Genomic DNA, 19,042 nt, shown 5'->3' on the forward strand with positions numbered 1-19,042 from the left:
AGTCTTGATGTGCTGCTTGGCGCGTTGCCTAATGCGCTGCTGGGGTCGTTACCTGATGTGCCTCTTGATTCGCCGCAGCCTCGATCTCGTCGGCCGCCTTATGCAGCGCGCCTCGTATAGCACTGATGCCATGTCCGTTGACTCGCGCGGCGAGCTCGAACTGGGCCTTGCGGGCAAGGCTCTCGCGCGGATCCGCCGTTGCATTGGCTGCGGCAAGAATGTCGGCGACTTCACGCCAGCGAGGCTGTTCGGCTTCGATGAGATAGCCGGAACTGACATGGGACTCGTATGGCGATTGCGGGAATCCGGCTTCCGTCATCAGCCGCTGCTGTTCCGGGCTGAGCGCCATGCCTCGGCTCACGGCGAGGCGCTGTCCGGGAAGCATGTGCAGCACGGTTTTCAATGCGTTGCTGTATGCCTCCAGCTCCTCCTTGGAATGCCGAGGAGACTGATCGTCGTCATGCAGTTTCGGCAGCTTGTCGCACAGCGCGCGCCACTGGAGCAGCACGGCGATGGTGTATTCGCGGTTCTCCACGAACATGTCATCCTTCTTGGGTGAATCCACGCCGCGGCGCAGCCGGTCATGCGGGTCGGCCAGCGAGGGGTCGTCGGCGAGAATGGCATCCACCGTTGCGGGCTTGAATTCCTTAAGCGGCCTGATCAGCACTCTGACCGGAATGTAGGCGGGAATATGCGGCCATGCGACCATGGGCTCGCCAAGGGGAGATCCCTGCTCGATGACCAGCGAGTCATCGGTCTCCGCCCGCAGATCGGTGGACAGCGGGATGATCTGGGCCATGCGAGGGTCGTCGGCGTCCACGCCTGCAATGAGCACATACATATCGTGCTCCTCATCCGTGGCTATCCACAGTTGGCCTTTTTTCACGCCGTCCTGAAGCTGGCGCGCGATGCGCTCCGGGGAGAACAGGTCGTCGCTGGGCTCGACGAGTTCGTGGTCGATGTTGTCGGGGTCGCGGTAGAGGGCGAGGATTTCGCTGAGTGTGAGTGTATCGTTCATTGTTTGTTCCTTAACGTGCATTGTAACGTGTGTTGTGCGGTGTGCTCAGATGGTGATGTTCTTATACCGTGAATTGGCATTGATCAGCGCTTGAACGTCGGGATGCTGATCGACGAAGGCGCGTATTGCGGACTCTGATTTGAGCTTTTCGATGTGCTCCGTGTAGGCTGCTATTCTTTCGGCTGGGATCAGGGGAGCGGGAACGCGGCTTCCTCCCTGTGCATTCTCCAGTGCTGCCTCCGCCGCGTCCTCCACTGCGGTCGGAGACGTCGCCAGACGGTTCGCGGCCGGGCTCAGCCCGTTTTCGCTGTCGTCGTTATATAGGCTCACGTTCTTGTTCGGATCGTATGGAACCAGATTGGGGTATTCGTGGATGAGCACCTGATGCAAGGTGATGAGAGGCAGCGCTCCTCTGGCGCGATCCAGCACATGGTACAGCATCGTTTCGAGTTGCCCGCGTTTGCCGAGTCTGATGCGTTGTTGGCCTGAATCAGCATTCTCGTTGATCTTGACCTCGACGGGGTATTGGCGCGCCACGCGATAGAGCTCCGTCTCCCTGACCTCGGAGCGTTCCTGTACGCCGCCTTGGAGCGTCCACCAGTTGGCATCCGGTTGTTTCTTGGCCGTCAGTATCGCCGAGCTATGCGTGAACCTGTCGTCTCGCTCAAGCCGCTTGCGGAGGGCGTCCTTGACTTTCCCGGATTCCGTCTTGTCGTACAGCCCTTTGAACCACCCCGTGATGGAGCTGATGATGTACTTCTTGAAATGGGCGTCGTTGCGAACGAGACCGGTGGCCATTCTCTTGGCGATGCTATCGGCTCTGTCCACAATGAATTCATCCGCGTATTCCATGAAGGTGATATCGGGGACGGCACCATCCGCGGAGGCTTTCTTTATCGGCGTGGGCATGTTCGGAGGAAGCGTTCCATTGGCGAAATGCTTGTTGACCTCCTGAAGCATTACCGCGAAAATGTAGATGGAAATCCCTTCCTTGATATGCATGCCGGTGCGGATCGGCTTGTGCGTGCGGCGGCTGAGGTCGTCTTTCTGATACTCATCGACGTACTTTGTGGTGGTGGAGTCTTTGGCGACTACGTTGACCGGTGTGCTGAGGATTCTGCGCAGCTGGGTCTTCCACGCGTCTTCTTCCTTTTGCTTCGCCGTTGCCTTTGTTGCCTTCGTCGCTGCCGCTGCGGCAGACGTCTGGCGATGCTTCGGGGCCGGGCCGTCGGGTTTGCTGCCTGATGTGACCATCGTCGCTCCTTTCAGGTGCTGGTTATCAGTCTACTTTCTGTGGTCACTCGTATTAACCGGACAATTCGTCCTGTGGGACGTGCGAGAGCAGATGCCGGAGTGGAGAGGGATATGAGGATCGGCGCGCGGGAAGACGGAATGATGCTGCGTCGATGCTGTATGTCGCAAAGGATGGTTCTTCGTCAACGGGCTTGCGCTTCGGGGACGCTGGTACGGGACTCTGGTTGGTCTATCTCGAAACTGAGAGGCTGATTTCGCGTGCTGCGGCGGTCTATCTCGAAACTGAGAGGCTGTCATCAGCTGACGGATCATGGTGGTTATGCCGTTTTCGGCTTGATTCCGTGCCCGTCATGGGTTCGCGTAGCCTCTCGGTTTTGAGATAGACTACCGCAGCGTTCACAATCAGCCTCTCAGTTTCGAGATAGAACGCAAAGGGGGCAGCTTGGTCTCGTTCGTTGCGTGTCGTTACGCGGCTCGCGAGAGCGGGATGCCGTGAACGGATGCGATCATCGCGGTCGCTGAGCCGAGGAATGGCTCGTTGGCGGCGGAATTCCATGGGAATGATGCGGTCGGTTCAGTGTCGCAGCAGCCACGAGGTGCCATTGGGTTTCATGGATTGCCACGGAATTGCTGTCGAGCATGCGGCAAACGGGTAAATCGTCCTTAACTGCGCGTGATTACGATGGTCCCGCGCAGTTAAGGACGAAAACGGGGGTGAAATCGTCCTTAACTGCGCGGCCATGTCGTAATCGCGCGCAGTTAAGGACGATATTGGGGTTCCGCAGGGTGTTTGCGCAGGGGGAGGTGGGTGTTTGCGCAGCCTGTTTGCACAGGGAGTCGGGTGTTTGCGCAGGTTGGGATGCCCGTAGAACGCCTAGGGGGAATGCTGTGGCGGCTTGCGCGGCGGATTGTCCGGTTAACAGAGGTGTAGGGACACGAAAAGCCGCGCCGCTGACCGCACATCTCGACACGAAAGATGGACGCGCGGCATAGTAATAAGGAGTCTTTCATGGAGATCGAAGGAAAGAGCGTTGATAAGCCCACTGTCTCGCATGCGCCTGTTTCGCATGCGTCGGTTGCGCATGCGTCGGTTTTGCGGACGGCAGCTTCGCCGACGCCGACGCAGATGGCGGACGTCGCAGGGCGGGCGGCGAACGACGGCGGTGCCACGTCGGCGGATTCGCGGATGCCAGTCATATTGCCGGCATCCTCCACGCCACCTGTGTTTCCCATGCCGGTCGAATCGCCCACGCCGGCTGATGCGGCGAATGCGGCGGCGGCTCCGATCCGCGACGATCGCCCGCCGCTGACTGCGGGAGTCGGCAACGGCATGATCTGGGTCGGCGACACCGCCGAACCGGGTGCGCGCAAACGGCTGCAACGCGAGTTCGACAACATCGGCCGCGTGCTGGCCCGGTTCAGCATCCGCCCGTTTGCGACCCGCGTGACGCGCAATCCCGACATCTACGGCGTGTCGCACGACATCCGCCTGATGTATCGCGATTGGCAGGATGAGGGCACGTTGCAGCAGCCGCGCCCCAAGCCGCAGGACGCCGTGATGAACCAGTGGGTGTTCGATCTCGCGCATCTGCAGCGGATCGCACCCGACAACACGCAGAACATCGCGGACCTGTTCATGCGCTACGAACGCGAATCGGACGGGCGCGTCAGGCCGTGCCTGAGCGAGGGCCACTGCTACTACTCCGCCATGTATCTCGACGAGCTGGAGCAGGCGGGCATGTTCGCCCGCCCCGGCGGCGCTCGCTACAAGGGCGCTTTCGCGCTGGTGGAGGAGCGCAGCGGGCTGGTGCTGTCGGTTCCCGCGAACAGCGTGGTGTGCTGGCTGTATTTCAATGATGGCGCAGGCATCGAGATCGCCGTGTACGACGGCATCGCGGTGCGCAGGCGGATGGAGCGCTACCCCTGGTATTTCGATGCTGACGCAGCGCTCAGCGACGACGACATCGAGCGCGACATCGCCGGCTGCGCAGACGTCTTGGATCGCTTGGAATCCGGCGACGTCGATCAGCGGGGTTTGCTTGGCATGATGCCCGCCTCCCCGTTCGCCTCGTACTGGGGGAAATCCGCCTGAGTCCAGTCGGCGGAGGCGTTCGGCAGAGCAGTCCTGCATCGGATGCGCATCCCGGATATCAGATGGCAGGACTCGGATAGCAAGGCATCAACAAGGATCAGCACAAGGAGCAACCAATGAAAACAGCAACCATGACCGCACCCGCGGCCACCGCCGATGCGCGCACGTCAATGCATGTGTACGACATGCCGTCGTCAGGCGATGACGACGACTTCGACGACATCATCAACGACGGGTATCGCGACGACGACGGCAGGCCGCACGACGAGACCTGCGAATACGCGTTCGCGGAATGCCCGCAGCGCGCGCGATTCTGGCTGAAAAACCTCCAGGAGCGACAGGACGGCACGTACAAGGAGATCAAGCAGTTCTACTGTCCGCGGCATTTCGCCCTGCGGCTGCACGAGATCATCGACGCCAATGCGACCAGCCATCTGTACGAGTCGCTTGGCACGCCGGCGCAGCGACGCGATCTGATGCACCTGTTCTACGAGTCCTGGGGCCGCACCGGCATCTGACCGCGCTTCGGCATCGCCACAGCCGCCATCAGCCGGATTGCCTCAGAATGCCGGTAATGTCGGATTCTGCCTCGTGGAACGATGTTGGTGAATCTTCTTTCGCGCGAATTCAGCTAAGAGTGTCATGATTACCTTAATCGTGATTAAGGTAATCATGACACTCTTAGCGTGCAAGCCGTGAGTCACGCCGCTCGTGCCGCCGTGCGCGGGTCGGCGTGTATTGTGGGTAGTCAGTGCAACAGCGGCGCGATGCGATCGGTTGATCAGCCGGCCAACTGGCCAACCGGCCAACAGGCCAACAGGCCAACAGGCCAACAGGCCAACCGGCCAACTGGCCAGTCGATCAGCCGGCCAACTGGCCAACCGGCCAACTGGCCAACTGGCCAACTGGCCAACCGGCCAGCCGATCAACTGACCAACCGGCCAACTGACCGGCAATCGGTAATATCAGCCATATCGGCCATCGCGCGTGCAGGCAGTGTGCAAGCAGCGTGCAACAGCAAGGAGTGTGTCTGTCATGAGCGAACCCAGTGATCTCGTCGTAGCGGCCGCCGCCGCAACCATGCCGCGCATCAGATTGAACGACGGCAACCGCATCCCGCAGATCGGTCTCGGCGTGCTGCGCATCGACGACGAAGGCGTCACCCCGGTCGTCAAGGCAGCGCTCGCCGCCGGATACCGCCACATCGACGGCGCCGCCGGATACAACAACGAAGCCGGCGTCGGCCGCGCGCTCGCCGAAACCGGATTCAACAAGGGTCGCCGCCGCCGCAACCTGTGGCTGACCACCAAGCTGCGCGACTCCGAACAGGGCTACGATTCCGCGCTCAAGGCGTTCGACGACTCCCTCGCCAAACTGCAGGTCGACTACGTTGACATGTACATGATCCACTGGCCCACCCCGTTCAACTGGCGTTCCGGCGACACGTGGAAGGCGTTCGTCAAGCTGCGCAAGGAGGAGCGCGTGAAGACGCTCGGCGTGTGCAACTTCCTCCCCGAGCATCTCGAACGACTGCACGACGAAACCGGCGAATGGCCAGCCATCAACCAGATCGAACTGCATCCGACCTGGCAGCAGCGCAACGTGGTCGAATTCTGCAAGGAGCGCGGCATCGCCGTCGAAGCGTACTCGCCGATGGCCCGCGGTGCCGATCTCAATGCCGGCGACGGCACGATCGAGCGCATCGCCAAAGCGCACAACGTGAGCCCCGCCCAGGTGATCCTGCGCTGGCACATCGAAAACGGCACGATCATCATCCCCAAGTCGGTGCATGTGGCGCGGCAGAAGGAGAATCTCGATCTCTTCGGATTCGCGCTCACCCTGGAGGAGCATGCCGCGATCGACGCGCTCGACGGCCCCAAGCGCGCCGGCCACGATCCGCTCACGTTCACGTATGCGTGACCGTCGCCATCATTCCGCACGCTTCCGCGCGCGCCGCTTCACCGGAACCAGTCCGGTCGAGCGACTGCTCATTCTGCTGGTCGTCGCCGCGATCATCGGCGTGTCGGCCGGACTGCTGCTGCCCAAGCTCAGCCCGACGATCGGCCAGATCACCGGCGAATACGCGGCATCCGGGCCCGCGGCCGACGCGCTCGCCAAACTCGCCGTCGACGACCATCCCAGCACGGCCGGCTACGATCGCGACGCGTTCGGCTACCGGCAGACCGACGACGACGGCAACGGATGCGACATTCGCGACGACATCCTCGCCCGCGACCTGACCGACGTGCGCTACGTCGGCACCAGTGCCGCAAGCGGCTCCAAGCGATGCCAGGTCAAATCCGGCACGCTTGCCGATCCGTACACCGGCGCGACCATCCGGTTCAGCCGCGGCCGCACCACCAGCGCGAAAGTGCAGATCGACCACGTCGTCGCGCTCGAAAACGCATGGCAGTCTGGCGCAAGCCAGTGGGACACCGCCAAGCGATACCGTTTCGGCAACGATCCGTACAATCTGCTCGCCGTCGACGGGCCGGCCAACGAAGCCAAGGGGTCGGCTTCGGCCGCCTACTGGCTGCCCACGAACTCCGCCTACCGATGCGACTACGTAGCCCGGCAGATCGGCGTCAAAGCCAAATACCAGCTCAGCGTCACCACCGCCGAAAAACGCGCCATGCTCGCCGTGCTGCGTTCCTGCCCGGCCCAGCAGCTGCCGTGAAGCGCTGCGGGGGTGCGTTGCCGGGGGCGCGTTGCCGGGGGTGCGGTTGCGGCGGTGTGACTGCGGCGCGGCGGTTACGGTGGTGCGGCTGCGGCGGTGCGGTCGGTTGCAGAGTTGGCTGCTGTCGGGGTGCGGTTGCCGCGATCGACTGCGGCGGCGCGCGTCAATTTGTAACATGGCCGCGGTATACCGTTGCACGGTGAGGAAGGGGCGCAGACAGTGCGACAGATACGCGGAATATGGCAGATGCTTGGCGACGAACAGGCGGGCGGCTCCGGCGACACTGCGCCGCAGTCGCAATCGCGGCAATTGCAGTCGTCGCAATCGGATCGTTCTCAGCAGCCGCAGCCAGTACAGCCGCAGCCAGTACAGCCGCAGCCGACCGTACCGCCGCAGTCGCAATCAAGTCAGCCGCAGCTGGATTCGCAGTCACAACCGCAACCGCAGTCGAATCCCCGGCAATCAGCGCATCCGCAGCACCCCGCCCGACTCAACGACGACCGCGTGCCCGAGGGCCGCACCGCCACCCATGAGCCGACCTTCAACGGTCCGCACCGCGACGAACGCGGCTACGGGCGCATTCGCAGCGTCAACAAACACCACGGCCTGACGAACGCCATCGAGCATGATCGACCCGAGGCGGAGATCGAACGGGAACGTCAGAACGCGCGCCACTATGCGGGCAAAGTCCAGCATGGCCATTCGCTCGTCTCGATTCTCGGACCGGCGTTCGTCGCCGCCGTCGCCTATGTGGACCCGGGCAACGTGGCGGCGAACATCACGTCGGGCGCGCGCTACGGCTACCTGCTCGTGTGGGTGCTGGTGCTCGCGAACGCGATGAGCGTGCTCATCCAATACCAGTCCGCCAAACTCGGCATCGTCACCGGCAAGTCGCTGCCCGAACTGCTTGGCGAGCGCATGAGCGACGGCGGCCGATTCATGTTCTTCATGCAGGCCGAGGTGATCGCCATCGCCACCGATTTGGCCGAGCTGATCGGCGGCGCGATCGCGCTCAACCTGCTGTTCGATTTGCCGCTGTTCGTCGGCGGACTGGTGATCGGCGCGGTGTCGACCGTGCTGCTCATGTTCGAGGGCGGTCGCACGCATCGCATGTTCGAGAAGATGGTGATCGCGCTGCTGCTGGTCATCACGTTCGGCTTCATCGCCGGACTGTTCATTGCGCCGCCTGATCCGGCGGCCGTGCTGGGTGGCTTGGTTCCGCGGTTCACCACCCGCGATTCGGTGCTGATGGCCACGTCGATGCTGGGCGCGACCGTGATGCCGCACGCGATCTACCTGCATTCCACGCTCGTCAACGACCATTATGCGGGCGGCGAGGAGCGGCCGACCACGCGCGAGCTGCTGCACGGCTCGAAGATCGACGTGTTCTGGGCGCTGCTGCTGGCCGGGTCGGTGAATCTGTGCCTGCTGATTCTCGCCGCGAACTCGCTGTACGGCATGAAGGGCACCGATTCGATCAACGGCGCACAGCATGCGATCGTGGCGGTGCTCGGTCCGGTGATCGGCACGATCTTCTCGATCGGACTGCTCGCATCGTCGCTCAGCTCCACTTCGGTTGGCACGTATGCCGGTTCGGAGATCATGCACGGGCTGCTGCGCATCAAGGCGCCGATGTGGGCGTGCCGCGTGGTGACGCTGGTTCCCGGACTGATCGTGCTGTGGTTCGCGCCGAACCCCACACAGGCGCTGGTGATCGGCCAGGTGATCCTGTCGATCGGCATCCCGTTCGCGATCATTCCGCTGCTGCGCTACACGCATGATCGCAAGCTGATGGGCGAGTACGTTGACGGGACGGCCAAGCATGTGCTGTTCATCGTGGTCGCGGCGCTGATCGTCGCGCTCAACGTGGTGCTGATCGTACTCACGCTCTCCGGTCTGGCCTAGTGTCGTGTTGGTTGCCGATTGGCGACCAGTGGTCTTTCTCTTGCTTGGTTCGTTTCTTGCTCGGTCTTTCTCTTGCGCTGTCTGTCTCAGTCTGTCTCAGTCTGTCTCAGCGATCGAAATTCGGGAAAACATCCGCTATCTCCCGAATTCTGTTCGCTGGGATTGTGTCAGTGATCGTTATTCGGGAATTGAACCCATTGCTCCCGAATTCTGTTCACTAAGTGTGTCTCAGTGATCGAAATTCGGGAGATGGCCGTTTCTTTCCCGATTTTTGTTCGCTGGGATCGTGTCAGTGATTGTGTCGGTGAACGTGTGAAGCGGCCTGATTTTGTTCCGCCTCTACTGTGAGACGGCTTGTGCCGTCTGCTGTCGATAATACTCGTTCTCCACGTTATTCGGGAATTACAGCTTTGGGTTTGAGATTATCTTGCGTGACCCGCCTCTTTGCGCAAGGATTTTTCGGGATTTGCCTTGAGTTCGTAGAATCTTTGCGTAGAATCCTTGCGTAGAATCCTTGCGCTAACGACCCCCTTAGCGCAAGGATTTTACGAAATGGCCGTTTTCCCCGAGAGATCCTTGCGCTAAAGCAGCGCTCCTCGCGCTTCCTTGTACTTCCTTTGCGCAAGGATTTTTCGGAATCCTCCTTGAGTTCGTAGAATCTTTGCGCTAAGCACTGTCCCAGCGCAAGTATTTTACGAAGTTCCCCTTCTTCCCGAGAAATCCTTGCGCTAACGGCTCCCATTGCGCAAGGATTTCACGAACTCAAGGCAAATCCCGAGAAATCCTTGCGCTAAGAGGCTGCGCTAAGAGGCAACTGCGCTAAGACTGCGCTAAGACAACATAAAGACAACACAAAGAGACACCGCCTCAACAAGACGCAACAAGGCGCAGCCATCCAGTAGCCATCTAGTGTCCTGCGTCAGAAATTCATTGACGAATTCACTACCCCTCAGTCCCGCTTCGCGGGCCAGCTCGTCCTGTAAGCATGGACGCGCTCCGCGCGCAGCATGCCTGCTCGCCGGTCGGCTCGCACAGCACCTACAAACAGCTCCGCTGTTTGCTTTACGGTGCTGTCCTTACAAGGGGAGCCAACAATATGATCAACGAACTTCTGACGCGGCACACTAGCACCTCGGCGCAAGAAATTCTCGGGATTATCGGCCATTTCGAGAAATCCTTGCGCAAACCTATCGCTGGGCGCAAGAAATTCTCGGAATATGCTTTGAGCTCGAGAAAAGCTTGCGCTACGAGGGTGGCTGGCGCAAGATAATCTCGAAATGGCCGTTTATTTCGAGAAATCCTTGCGCAAACCCGCCGGCCGCCGCCAGCCGGCGTTTGCCAGCGTTTGCCATGCGCAAGATAATCTCGAAAAGAGTCCCGAGCTCGAGAGAATCTTGCGCTAACAGGGCGTTGGGCGCAAGAAATTCTCGAAATATGCCTTGAGCTCGAGAAAAGCTTGCGCTACGAGGGTGGCTGGCGCAAGATAATCTCGAAATGGCCGTTTATTTCGAGAAAACCTTGCGCTAAGACATTTGCGCTAAGACACTTGCGCTAAGCACTGTCCCAGCGCAAGGATTTCACGAAGTGCCTGTGAGGCGCTGCCGTATCTGTGGCCGTAGCTGCTGCTGTACCCGTATCTGTGGCCGCAGCCGCTGCTGTATCCGTGTCCGTATCCGTATCAGTACCAGTATCCGTGGCAATCTCCCCGGTTTATCCCCAGCTGTATCCGTGGCTGTATCATGGGCCTGTGAGTGATTTTCTGATGCGCCTGTCCGACCTTCGCGTCGCGGTCCGATCGATGCATGATCGTATCGAACGCCAATGCGCCGACTATCTGCTGCCATCCTCCGGTTTCGAGCAGGACGCCATGAACGCGGATATCGCGGTTGCGATCACTCCGGGCGACATCGCGCATGAGCGGGAGCTCGCCACGCAGGAGGGTTCCTCGGACGACTATCTGGAGACGCTCGCCGTGTTCCGTCGCATCGCCGAGCAGCTCCCGGCGTTGCATCGCGTGGTGTTTCACGGCGCGACGATCAGCTTCGCCGGCCGCGCCTGGCTGTTCACCGCACCGAGCGGCACGGGCAAGACCACGCATATTCGACTCTGGCGCGAGGTCTACGGCGATCGCGTGGGCATCATCAATGGCGACAAGCCGATCCTGCACATCGGCGCGGGCTTGGGTGGCGCGACCCTGGGTAACGCGGGCCTGGGTAACGCAACCTTGGGTAGTGCGAACCCTGACAAAGCTACCCTTGACAAAGCTACCCCTGACATAGCAGACAAAACAACCCTTGGCAAACCAGGCGAACCGGACAAACCGGACAAACCAGACAATCCGGACCCCACCGACACTCCCCGCAGCTGCGAGACCATCGCCTACGGCACGCCGTGGGCCGGCAAGGAGAACTGGCAGGCCAACACCAGCGCTCCGCTTGGCGGCATCTGCGTGGTGACGCGAGGAACCGACAATGTGTGTTCACGCATCGGTGTGGAACAGGCACTGCCGCTGATCGCGCGGCAGACGTATATGCCGGCTGACCTGCTTGCCGTCGCCGACACTCTGGAACTGCTCGACGTGCTGCTGCGCACGGTGCCCATCTACTTGCTGCGCTGCACGATCAGTCCGGATGCGGTGCGCGCAAGCCACGATGCCATGATTCATTGATTATTGATTTGTTTTATTGATTTGATTTATTGATTTGATTTGTTGATTATTGGGATTATTGATTATTGATTCAAGGGCCCAGCTATGCCATGACCGGCCGCGGCGAGTGATCGCTTGTGACGCCCTTCCTCTATGATGGTTGGCTGTGATGTGTAGTGCCGGTCGGCGTTGATCGGTCGGGTAAGGCAGGAGAGTGGGCATGCGCACACCGGCATGGGTGAAGAGACTTACGGGCGATCGGCGGACCGTGGTCGTGGTTGTGGTCGCGGCGTTGGCTGTTGTGGCGTTTGTCGTTGCGATGGTCGTTGCATTTCGCGGATTGTCCGATGGATTGCGCACGGGTCCGGTTGGCGATCAGGGCAGCAGCGCGTCGGCGAATCGTGCCGAGGGGCCGACGGCTGGTTCCAACGGTTCGCAGTCTTCCAATGGCACTGGTTCCGGTGAGCAGTCATCGGATTCCGCGCGCGGCGATTCGACCGATTCAAATGCGACCGGCTCCGACGCGACCGATTCCAATACGGCTGATCTCAATTCCGCTGGCACTGATGGCGCGCGCGGCGATGGCGATACTTCGGTGGACTCGTCCGAACTGTTCGGCGATGGCTCGAACACGGCCAATGGCGGCAATGCCAATGGTGGCAACGCTGACGACTGGAATGGCCCGTCGAATGATTCGGGGAACGGTTCGACCACTGGTGGCAACACGTCCAATGCCGGCTCGTCATCCAAGCCGACCACCGGCGGCAATGCAAACAGCGGCAACGGTACCGGCAGCAACGGCAGCAACAGCAGTGGCAGCAACGGCAACAAGCCGAATGGTGATGCCGCAGACAACGACACCCCGGCGACGGGCGGCAACGGGTCCAATAACTCGAACGGCGGATCGGGTACGAACAAGCCGGGCAACGGTGGCTCGAACGGCGGCGGCTCCAACAATAACTCGAATGGCGGCTCCAGCAATGGCGGGAACTCAGGCGGCTCCAACAAGCCGTCGCAGCCCAACAAGCCGTCCAAGCCGGGGTCGGGCATCGTCACCGAATCCGATGGCAGCAAGTGGACCGGCTACTACTGATCTTCACTGCTGCTTCCGATCGCTGATTCCGATCGCTGATTTCGGCTCGCAATCCGACCCGCGAGCCGAGCCGTAAGCGGGCGGCGAGCCATTATGAGCGGCGGCGCGTAGAATCGGCATTGAGGTCGGCTTTCACAAGGCGACATGGTTGACGATGATTCGGGTGATGCCCGGCTGGGTTCCGGGCAGCGCCCATGATTGCTGAAGAGGGGATGGACGATGCGACTCAAGGACGGATTCGTGCTGCGTGACGTGGCCGGTCAGACCGTGGTCATTGCGACCGGCGAGGCGAGCGAGCATTTTCATGGCATGATCAAGCTCAACGACACCGGCAAGGCGATCTGGCAGGGTCTTGCGGCGGGCAAGACCGAAGCCGAGATCGCGTCCGATCTGACTCACGACTTCGACGTCGATGAGTCGCGTGCCGCGTCCGACGTCAAGGCATTTGTGGAGCGCATGAACGAGCAGGGCTTCCTTGCATGATCGCTCGCGCGGCTTCCACCGGCGGTGACGCGCGTCGCGATGCGCACGATTTCGCATCGCCTTCGCGCCCGTCTGCCTCGCTCTCGTCCGCTGCGCTCTCATCCATCGAGCAGACGCTGGCGAGCGAAGGCGTGTTGGTGTCCACCACGTCAGGCCGCAGCATGCTGCCCATGTTGCGGAATCGGCGCGATACGATCGTCATCCGCCCGGCGGAATCAGCTCGGCCCGGCGGTCTGCTGCGGCGTTTCGATGTGGCGTTGTATCGCAGACCGGACGGCGCATACGTGCTGCATCGCGTGATTCGCGTCGTGCAGACGATGCCGGCGACGCAGTCGGCGCAGTCGAATCACGCGGATTTCGCCGATTTCGCGGATTCCGCAAATCGCACGGATCCCAAGAATCGGCCGACCGAATCGATGCCGGCGCGGCCTGATGTCACTGATTCCGGTAGCGATTTCGGCTGTGCCGCCGACGCCGACCGCACCGACCACACCGGTCGTGCCGCCGCTGCACCCGCCGGCGCCGCCCGCGAATCCGGCGTGACCTACCTGATTCGCGGAGACAATACGTTTGTGCTGGAACGGGTTCCGGCCGATTGGGTGATCGGCGTGCTTGAGGAATGCTGGCGCGGCAATCGTCATCTGGACCTTTCCGGATGGCGGTATCGGGCGTATTGCCGCATATGGAACGCCATCTTCCCCATTCGCCGGATTGCGCATGCGATGCGCGGGGTGCTCGCCCGCACGCCGCTGCGCACGCTGGTTCGGGCGTTTCGCTCGCTGGTTCGCTGACGCCTGCGCCCGTCTACAGTCGCGCCCGCCTACGGCGTCGGCCTGTGCAGGCGGTGTTTGCCCGCCGGCTCACTGCCTGTGCTGATTCGCTGGCTCGCTGAAGGCACCTGCTCGCTGGCATACGCGCCCGCCGTCGGCACCGGCCCGCTATTGCCGCGTAAGCCGGTCCCGCCAGTCGAATGCGAGATCGTACAGCCATCGGCAATGCAGAAAAAGCCGTAATCTCAGCCTCGCCGTGGACGATACCGGAGCGTCGAGCGCGGCCGCGGAAAGCCGACGAACCTGCCTGACGACCTGCCGGTCGCTGGCGATCCGCCAAGCCGATTCTCGCTCCGATTCCCGTTCCGATTCCCGTTCCGACTCTCGTTCCGACTCTCGTTCCGGTTCCCGCCCGACCGGTCGGCTCATCGCGCGCAGCAGCCGATGCAATCGCATGTATTGCACCGACTGCTGGTAGGCGAGCAGCGACGCGGGAACGCGATCGGCGAACAGCAGGGCGCATGATTGGGCGAACAGATCGATGGCGCGCGCGAAATCATCCGCATGCCGCCGCGTCGGATGCGCAGGATGCGACAGCGAATCGCTGCGCATGCGGTACCAGTAGATCGGCTCCGTCAGGGTGGCCACGCGGTCGGCGTGGACGACAAGCGGCGCGATCGACTCCAGATCCTCGTAGACGCGGCCGATGGAGAACGGGTGCGTCAGATAGAAGTCCCGTGACGCCAGCTTCCCCCACGCGGTCATCGACAGTCTGCCCGCAAGAATCGCCGTCATCGCCTCGTCGGGCGTGACGACGGTGCAGGGGACAGTGGTTGTGCGCGGGACGGCTGCCTCCTGCTCGCCGTCTTCGGAATCGCGTGCAAGCGTCGCCGAAGTGCCGATCACCAGCGGCCGCGTGACCCCGCCGAGCGCCGTCAGCCCATGCCACAGCGACGTCAGATAGTTCGGCCGCACCTTGTCGTCGCCGTCCACGAACGTGACATAGCGCCCGGTTGCCAGCTGCACGCCCAGATTGCGCGCAGCCGACAGCCCCTGATTGGCGGTGTGGACGACGCGCAGACGTATCCATTGCGGCGGTCGGTTCGGCGGCCGTTGTTGCTGTTGCTGTTGCTGTTGTTGCGGCTGCTGCTGTTGCTGGAAGCGCGCGTCGATGTCGTCGAGTATCGCCGCGGTGCCGTCGGTCGAACCGTCGTCGATGATGATGATTTCCGCGCCGCCGCCGGTGGGATCGCCGCCATCGATCGGCTGCATCGTCAACAGTGACATGACGCAATCGCGCGCGTATGGCGCCACGTTGAACATCGGCACGATGACGGATATCAGCGGCGATGCCGAAGCTGAAATCCGAGATGCTTCTTCATTCGTGGCATTGCCGGTAATGCAGTTGCCTATACCGTGGTCCATAACGATGTTCGCACTGCCGCACGTGCTGTCCGCGACGCTGCGACGCGCGTTCCCGTTCGCCTCGTGGTCTGCCGCGGCATTCACCTGATCATTCGCCGCGCGCATCGCCCTGATGTCCCGTTCCGTCATGTCTCCCGTCTCGTCCGTTCGGTTTGCGTCCGTTCGATTTACGCTCACCCGCTTATTGTCCGCTTGATTTGCGCCCGCCCAGTCGCTGCAGTTCGTCGCGCAGCTGATCGGGCCGCCGCCGCAGCGACACGAACACACGATACAGCGGGGAGATGGGAATTAGCCAAGGATGCCTGGCGAATAGCGGGTAGAAACCGACCAGTTCGCTGCGCTCGGGGTACAGTCGCCGCCAGATGTATCGAAGACGTGCTGCGATCGGCATGCGTCGCCCTGATCCCGTGCTTGCATCGTCGGCTGCGGCATCGCCATCCCCGGAGCCGTCGATGCCGCCTTCCGCCCGCCCGATGCGCGCGTACCGCTCCGGCATGTCGGCGTTTTCGCCCAGCGCGCGCTGCATGCGCATCTGCTGCTGGTGCTCGGCGGTGCCGTAGGTGCCGCTGTCGAGCATGTAGAGGAACAGCGCCGCGTCGTCATTGCCGATGCGCGCACCGCCGAACAGCGCTTCGGCGAGATGCCGCACGCGCCGCTCGAAGTCGGTCAGACCCAGCTTCGACAGCTCATCATTGATATACCGCCAATCCGCGCCGCTCTGCCGCTGGCCGCCCTGCTTGCTCTGCGATTCGCTCGATTCGCTCTGCTGCTCGCTCTGCGATTCACCGGATTCGTCCGGCCTGCCCATCCGATCCAGCAGCACCCGCTCGTCGACCACGAACCGCAGACCGCACCCGCCGATCGCATAGTGCTTCTGCATGTGCGTGATATGGAACAGATACTGATCCTCCAACGACCAGCGCATCAGATGCGGATCGGCGGCATCGGGCTGCGCGCGCCGCCACGGATTGGCGTAGTAGTCGTGGATTGCGCCGCGATAGCGCATCTCCAGCATGCGATGCATCTCGAACGAGAGGAACGGCTTTTTGATGAAGCCGGTGTCGCTTTCCGTGTCCTCGCTGATGTCGTAGCCGTCCGCGCTCATCACGTCGATGACGATCCGTCGCAGCCGTTCGTCGGCATCGGTGTCGCGCACCGGCTGCCACGTACCGTCCGACCCACGTTCGATGAACCCCACAAGTATGTCGTTGTCGCTCATCGAACGCATGCCCGGCTGGGGGTAGTACGTGGCGGTGTGCACGCCCTTGAGCGGCATGGAGGAGATGCCGCGCGCCGAAAGCTGCGCGAGGATGCGCTCGCGGGCCATGTCGAACGTGATCTGCCGGTACAGGGTGAGGTTCGCCTCGTTCTCCCAGACGCTGGCGATGGCGGCCGGCACGCTTGCGACGAGTGCCGGGTCGGTGTTGACGCCCATCCAGCTGATCGCCTGCAGGCTTTGCGCTGCGGCGAGCGCGTGGATGCGCGCCCACCGGTTGGCGGTGGCGGTGCCCAAGTCGGCTGCATCAGTGCCGCCGTCGCCGCCGCTGAGATTCGTCTCACCATGCGTCCCCAGTGCGGCGCGTACCAGACCCATCAGCATCAGTCCGTCGCGGGCGCGTTCGGCGGACAGCGCTCGTTGGGCGGAGGGTGCGATATCCGCGATATCACAGGCTTGTTCCGGCGTGTCGCAGGGTGGTGTCGTGGTCTGTGGCACGGCATTGGTTGTATTCACGACAGTGCACCCCCATTTTGCCCCCTTGATTGGGCTCCGATCGTCCTGACACGGTCTTGGTATAGTCCATCTCCTGATGATATCGTATCCGGTGCATGCATTTCCGGTCGGACGCTTGACGATGTGGGTCAGCGGGTGGAATCTGTCGTGGCTGTGTGTTCGTCTTCCGGCGTTTATATGGGATTCATGCGGGGTTCATGTGCGGTCTCGCGCGTACATGAGGACATGTATGGTGTTGCTGTAATCGTGCTGGGAGGGCATTGTCTCCTGGCGGTGCGGTGGAAGACTGAAGAGGTGAGTGATTTGATCAAGAGGAAGAGCGGTGCCTCGGTGCCGTCCTCTGCCGTGTCTGACGGAATTCTTCAATCCGTTGAGGGGGCGAATGATTCGAGTCTTCGCGGACTGTCCCGCGTGCTCTATTGGCGGTCGTTCGTCAATCTTGCTCTGATGTTCACCGATGCCGCGATGTTTCTGGTTGCCGGCGCCACCGTACTGAACATTCGCCACGAGAACGGCGAGCTGTATTCGCTGCGTTACGGCTGGGATGTCGATATCACTTTCTATCTGCTGGCCATGTCGGTGGTCTGGGTGCTGTGCCTGCGCGGGGTGGGGCTGTATCACCGCCATGTGATGGGCGACGGGTATCAGGTCAATCCGCTGCTGCTCAAGGGCGCCTTCTTCTGCTGGGCGTTCCAGTGCGCGCTGTGCTTCATACTCAATCTCACGCTCACGCTCTCGTCGGTGACGATAGTCTCGCTGCTGACCTGGGTGCTGACGATGTTCGCGCGGGTGCTGACACGCCTGTTCATCACGCGCAGCCGCCGCAAGGGCGTCTATTCCTATGGCACGGTGGTGGTCGGCTCGCCGGCCGGCATCGGTCGCGCGCTGCAGTTCCTCAACCAGCGCTCGCAGCTCAACTACCGTCCGGTCGCGGTGTGCCCGATTCGGCTGAATCCGCAGACCGGCGCGGTCGAAGAGGAACCTGACCATTCGATGCTGCACGCCTACATGCATATCCATGGCGATGATCATCTGCCGATTCTGCGGTATTCTCCGAATCTGGGATCGGCGGTCGTCGATGCGCAGGCGCAGACGGTGATGGTGTGCGATGTGATCAAGCGGTTCTCCGACGCGTTCGACACGTTTGCGGTGACCATGGAATCGCTGGGACTTGAGGTGGCGCTCATCACCTCCGCTGCGGACGTCGCCGGCCATGAGACGCAGGTGCGCCAGATTCAGGGCACGACGGTGATCACGCTGCGTCTGCCGCAGTATTCCGCGGGAACGCGGTTCATCAAGCGCGTGTTCGATCTGATCGTCTCGTCGCTGGCCATCGTGCTGTCGCTGATCGTCACCATTCCGGTGGCCATCGCCATCAAGCTTGAGGACGGCGGTCCGGTGTTCTACCGGCAGAAGCGCATCGGGCTGCGTGGCCGTCCGTTCGAGATGATCAAGTTCCGTTCCATGGTCACCAACGCCGACGCGCTCAAGGCGAAGCTCGCCCATGAGACCGGGCAGGAGAATCGGTTCATCTTCAAGATGAAGAACGATCCGCGCATCACCAAGGTCGGCCACTTCATACGCCGCTTCTCCATCGATGAGCTGCCGCAGTTCCTCAACGTGTTCAAGGGCGACATGTCGGTCGTCGGCCCCCGCCCGCCGCTGCCGGAGGAATACGCCCGCTACAATCCGGTGTACGCCACGCGCATGCTGGTCAAGCCCGGCATCACAGGCCCGTGGCAGGTCTCCGGCCGGTCCGATCTGTCCGCCGAGGAAAGCGAGCAGCTTGACGTGGCATATGTGCAGAGCTGGTCGATCATGGGCGACATCATGCTGATGTTCCGTACCGTTTCCGCCGTACTCATGCAGAAGGGCGCCTACTGATGACGAATGAAGAATCCGAAGCCGACTCGGCTCCTCTAATGCCGCCGTTGCCGCCGCAACAG

General features: G+C 61.8%; 15 protein-coding genes. 11 read left to right on the forward strand and 4 right to left on the reverse strand.

Translation table 11 applies throughout. From position 1 onward, the window contains the following. Positions 1–28: 28 nt before the first annotated feature. Positions 29–1,018: a hypothetical protein gene (locus EHS19_RS04845; protein ID WP_151916661.1), complete on the reverse strand. Its 990-nt coding sequence runs from the start codon at positions 1,016–1,018 to the stop codon at positions 29–31. Positions 1,019–1,063: 45 nt separating this feature from the next. Then, a complete protein-coding gene (locus EHS19_RS04850; RefSeq protein WP_151916662.1) occupies positions 1,064–2,272 on the reverse strand; it encodes a hypothetical protein in 1,209 nt (402 codons plus the stop codon). Between the two features lie 1,009 nt (positions 2,273–3,281). Between EHS19_RS04850 and EHS19_RS04855 the strand changes: the two genes are divergently transcribed. The 9 genes from EHS19_RS04855 (at position 3,282) to EHS19_RS04900 (ending at position 13,960) form a co-directional block, all read left to right on the forward strand. Further along, complete coding sequence (locus EHS19_RS04855; protein WP_151916663.1) at positions 3,282–4,364, forward strand: hypothetical protein; 1,083 nt, start codon at positions 3,282–3,284, stop codon at positions 4,362–4,364. 116 nt (positions 4,365–4,480) lie between these two features. Continuing rightward, a complete protein-coding gene (locus EHS19_RS04860) occupies positions 4,481–4,882 on the forward strand; it encodes a hypothetical protein (RefSeq protein WP_151916664.1) in 402 nt (133 codons plus the stop codon). A 517-nt stretch (positions 4,883–5,399) separates the two neighbouring features. Then, the gene (locus EHS19_RS04870; protein WP_151916666.1) at positions 5,400–6,284 is read left to right on the forward strand and encodes an aldo/keto reductase; all 885 of its coding nucleotides are present in this window, start codon (positions 5,400–5,402) and stop codon (positions 6,282–6,284) included. Next, positions 6,277–7,041: an HNH endonuclease family protein gene (locus tag EHS19_RS04875; RefSeq protein ID WP_151916667.1), complete on the forward strand. Its 765-nt coding sequence runs from the start codon at positions 6,277–6,279 to the stop codon at positions 7,039–7,041. The genes EHS19_RS04870 and EHS19_RS04875 overlap by 8 nt, the downstream gene beginning before the upstream one ends. A gap of 606 nt (positions 7,042–7,647) precedes the next feature. Continuing rightward, positions 7,648–8,946 carry an Nramp family divalent metal transporter gene (locus EHS19_RS04880; protein WP_151916695.1) on the forward strand — a complete coding sequence of 433 codons (1,299 nt, stop codon included), beginning with the start codon at positions 7,648–7,650 and terminating at the stop codon, positions 8,944–8,946. A 1,747-nt stretch (positions 8,947–10,693) separates the two neighbouring features. After that, complete coding sequence (locus tag EHS19_RS04885; protein WP_151916668.1) at positions 10,694–11,614, forward strand: hypothetical protein; 921 nt, start codon at positions 10,694–10,696, stop codon at positions 11,612–11,614. Between the two features lie 199 nt (positions 11,615–11,813). Beyond that, entirely contained in the window at positions 11,814–12,686 is an 873-nt protein-coding gene (locus EHS19_RS04890; RefSeq protein ID WP_151916669.1) for a hypothetical protein, read from the forward strand. A 219-nt stretch (positions 12,687–12,905) separates the two neighbouring features. Further along, on the forward strand, positions 12,906–13,169 hold the full coding sequence (locus EHS19_RS04895; RefSeq protein ID WP_151916670.1) for a PqqD family protein: 264 nt from the start codon (positions 12,906–12,908) through the stop codon (positions 13,167–13,169). Further along, complete coding sequence (locus EHS19_RS04900; protein WP_151916671.1) at positions 13,166–13,960, forward strand: S24/S26 family peptidase; 795 nt, start codon at positions 13,166–13,168, stop codon at positions 13,958–13,960. The genes EHS19_RS04895 and EHS19_RS04900 overlap by 4 nt, the downstream gene beginning before the upstream one ends. A gap of 147 nt (positions 13,961–14,107) precedes the next feature. Here the strand turns inward: EHS19_RS04900 and EHS19_RS04905 are convergent, their stop codons facing one another. Further along, positions 14,108–15,226, reverse strand: a complete 1,119-nt coding sequence (locus tag EHS19_RS04905) for a glycosyltransferase family A protein (RefSeq protein WP_241677085.1) — start codon at positions 15,224–15,226, stop codon at positions 14,108–14,110. A gap of 28 nt (positions 15,227–15,254) precedes the next feature. Between EHS19_RS04905 and EHS19_RS10730 the strand changes: the two genes are divergently transcribed. Next, entirely contained in the window at positions 15,255–15,452 is a 198-nt protein-coding gene (locus EHS19_RS10730) for a hypothetical protein (protein ID WP_175578310.1), read from the forward strand. Positions 15,453–15,545: 93 nt separating this feature from the next. On the opposite strand, the gene EHS19_RS04910 is transcribed toward EHS19_RS10730, so the two are convergent. Next, the gene (locus EHS19_RS04910; RefSeq protein ID WP_151916673.1) at positions 15,546–17,096 is read right to left on the reverse strand and encodes a nucleotidyltransferase family protein; all 1,551 of its coding nucleotides are present in this window, start codon (positions 17,094–17,096) and stop codon (positions 15,546–15,548) included. 345 nt (positions 17,097–17,441) lie between these two features. Between EHS19_RS04910 and EHS19_RS04915 the strand changes: the two genes are divergently transcribed. Beyond that, positions 17,442–18,980: a sugar transferase gene (locus EHS19_RS04915; protein ID WP_421745275.1), complete on the forward strand. Its 1,539-nt coding sequence runs from the start codon at positions 17,442–17,444 to the stop codon at positions 18,978–18,980. Positions 18,981–19,042 lie beyond the last annotated feature (62 nt).

The organism is Bifidobacterium jacchi, assembly GCF_009078285.1.
GTDB classification, from domain to species: Bacteria; Actinomycetota; Actinomycetes; order Actinomycetales; family Bifidobacteriaceae; genus Bifidobacterium; species Bifidobacterium jacchi.

Excerpts from the sequence above, each read along its gene's own strand:
- EHS19_RS04845 (WP_151916661.1), bottom strand. The coding sequence starts at position 1,018 with ATGAACGATACACTCACACTCAGCGAAATCCTCGCCCTCTACCGCGAC.
- EHS19_RS04850 (WP_151916662.1), bottom strand. The coding sequence starts at position 2,272 with ATGGTCACATCAGGCAGCAAACCCGACGGCCCGGCCCCGAAGCATCGC.
- EHS19_RS04855 (WP_151916663.1), top strand. The coding sequence starts at position 3,282 with ATGGAGATCGAAGGAAAGAGCGTTGATAAGCCCACTGTCTCGCATGCG.
- EHS19_RS04860 (WP_151916664.1), top strand. The coding sequence starts at position 4,481 with ATGAAAACAGCAACCATGACCGCACCCGCGGCCACCGCCGATGCGCGC.
- EHS19_RS04870 (WP_151916666.1), top strand. The coding sequence starts at position 5,400 with ATGAGCGAACCCAGTGATCTCGTCGTAGCGGCCGCCGCCGCAACCATG.
- EHS19_RS04875 (WP_151916667.1), top strand. The coding sequence starts at position 6,277 with ATGCGTGACCGTCGCCATCATTCCGCACGCTTCCGCGCGCGCCGCTTC.
- EHS19_RS04890 (WP_151916669.1), top strand. The coding sequence starts at position 11,814 with ATGCGCACACCGGCATGGGTGAAGAGACTTACGGGCGATCGGCGGACC.
- EHS19_RS04895 (WP_151916670.1), top strand. The coding sequence starts at position 12,906 with ATGCGACTCAAGGACGGATTCGTGCTGCGTGACGTGGCCGGTCAGACC.
- EHS19_RS04900 (WP_151916671.1), top strand. The coding sequence starts at position 13,166 with ATGATCGCTCGCGCGGCTTCCACCGGCGGTGACGCGCGTCGCGATGCG.
- EHS19_RS04905 (WP_241677085.1), bottom strand. The coding sequence starts at position 15,226 with ATGTCACTGTTGACGATGCAGCCGATCGATGGCGGCGATCCCACCGGC.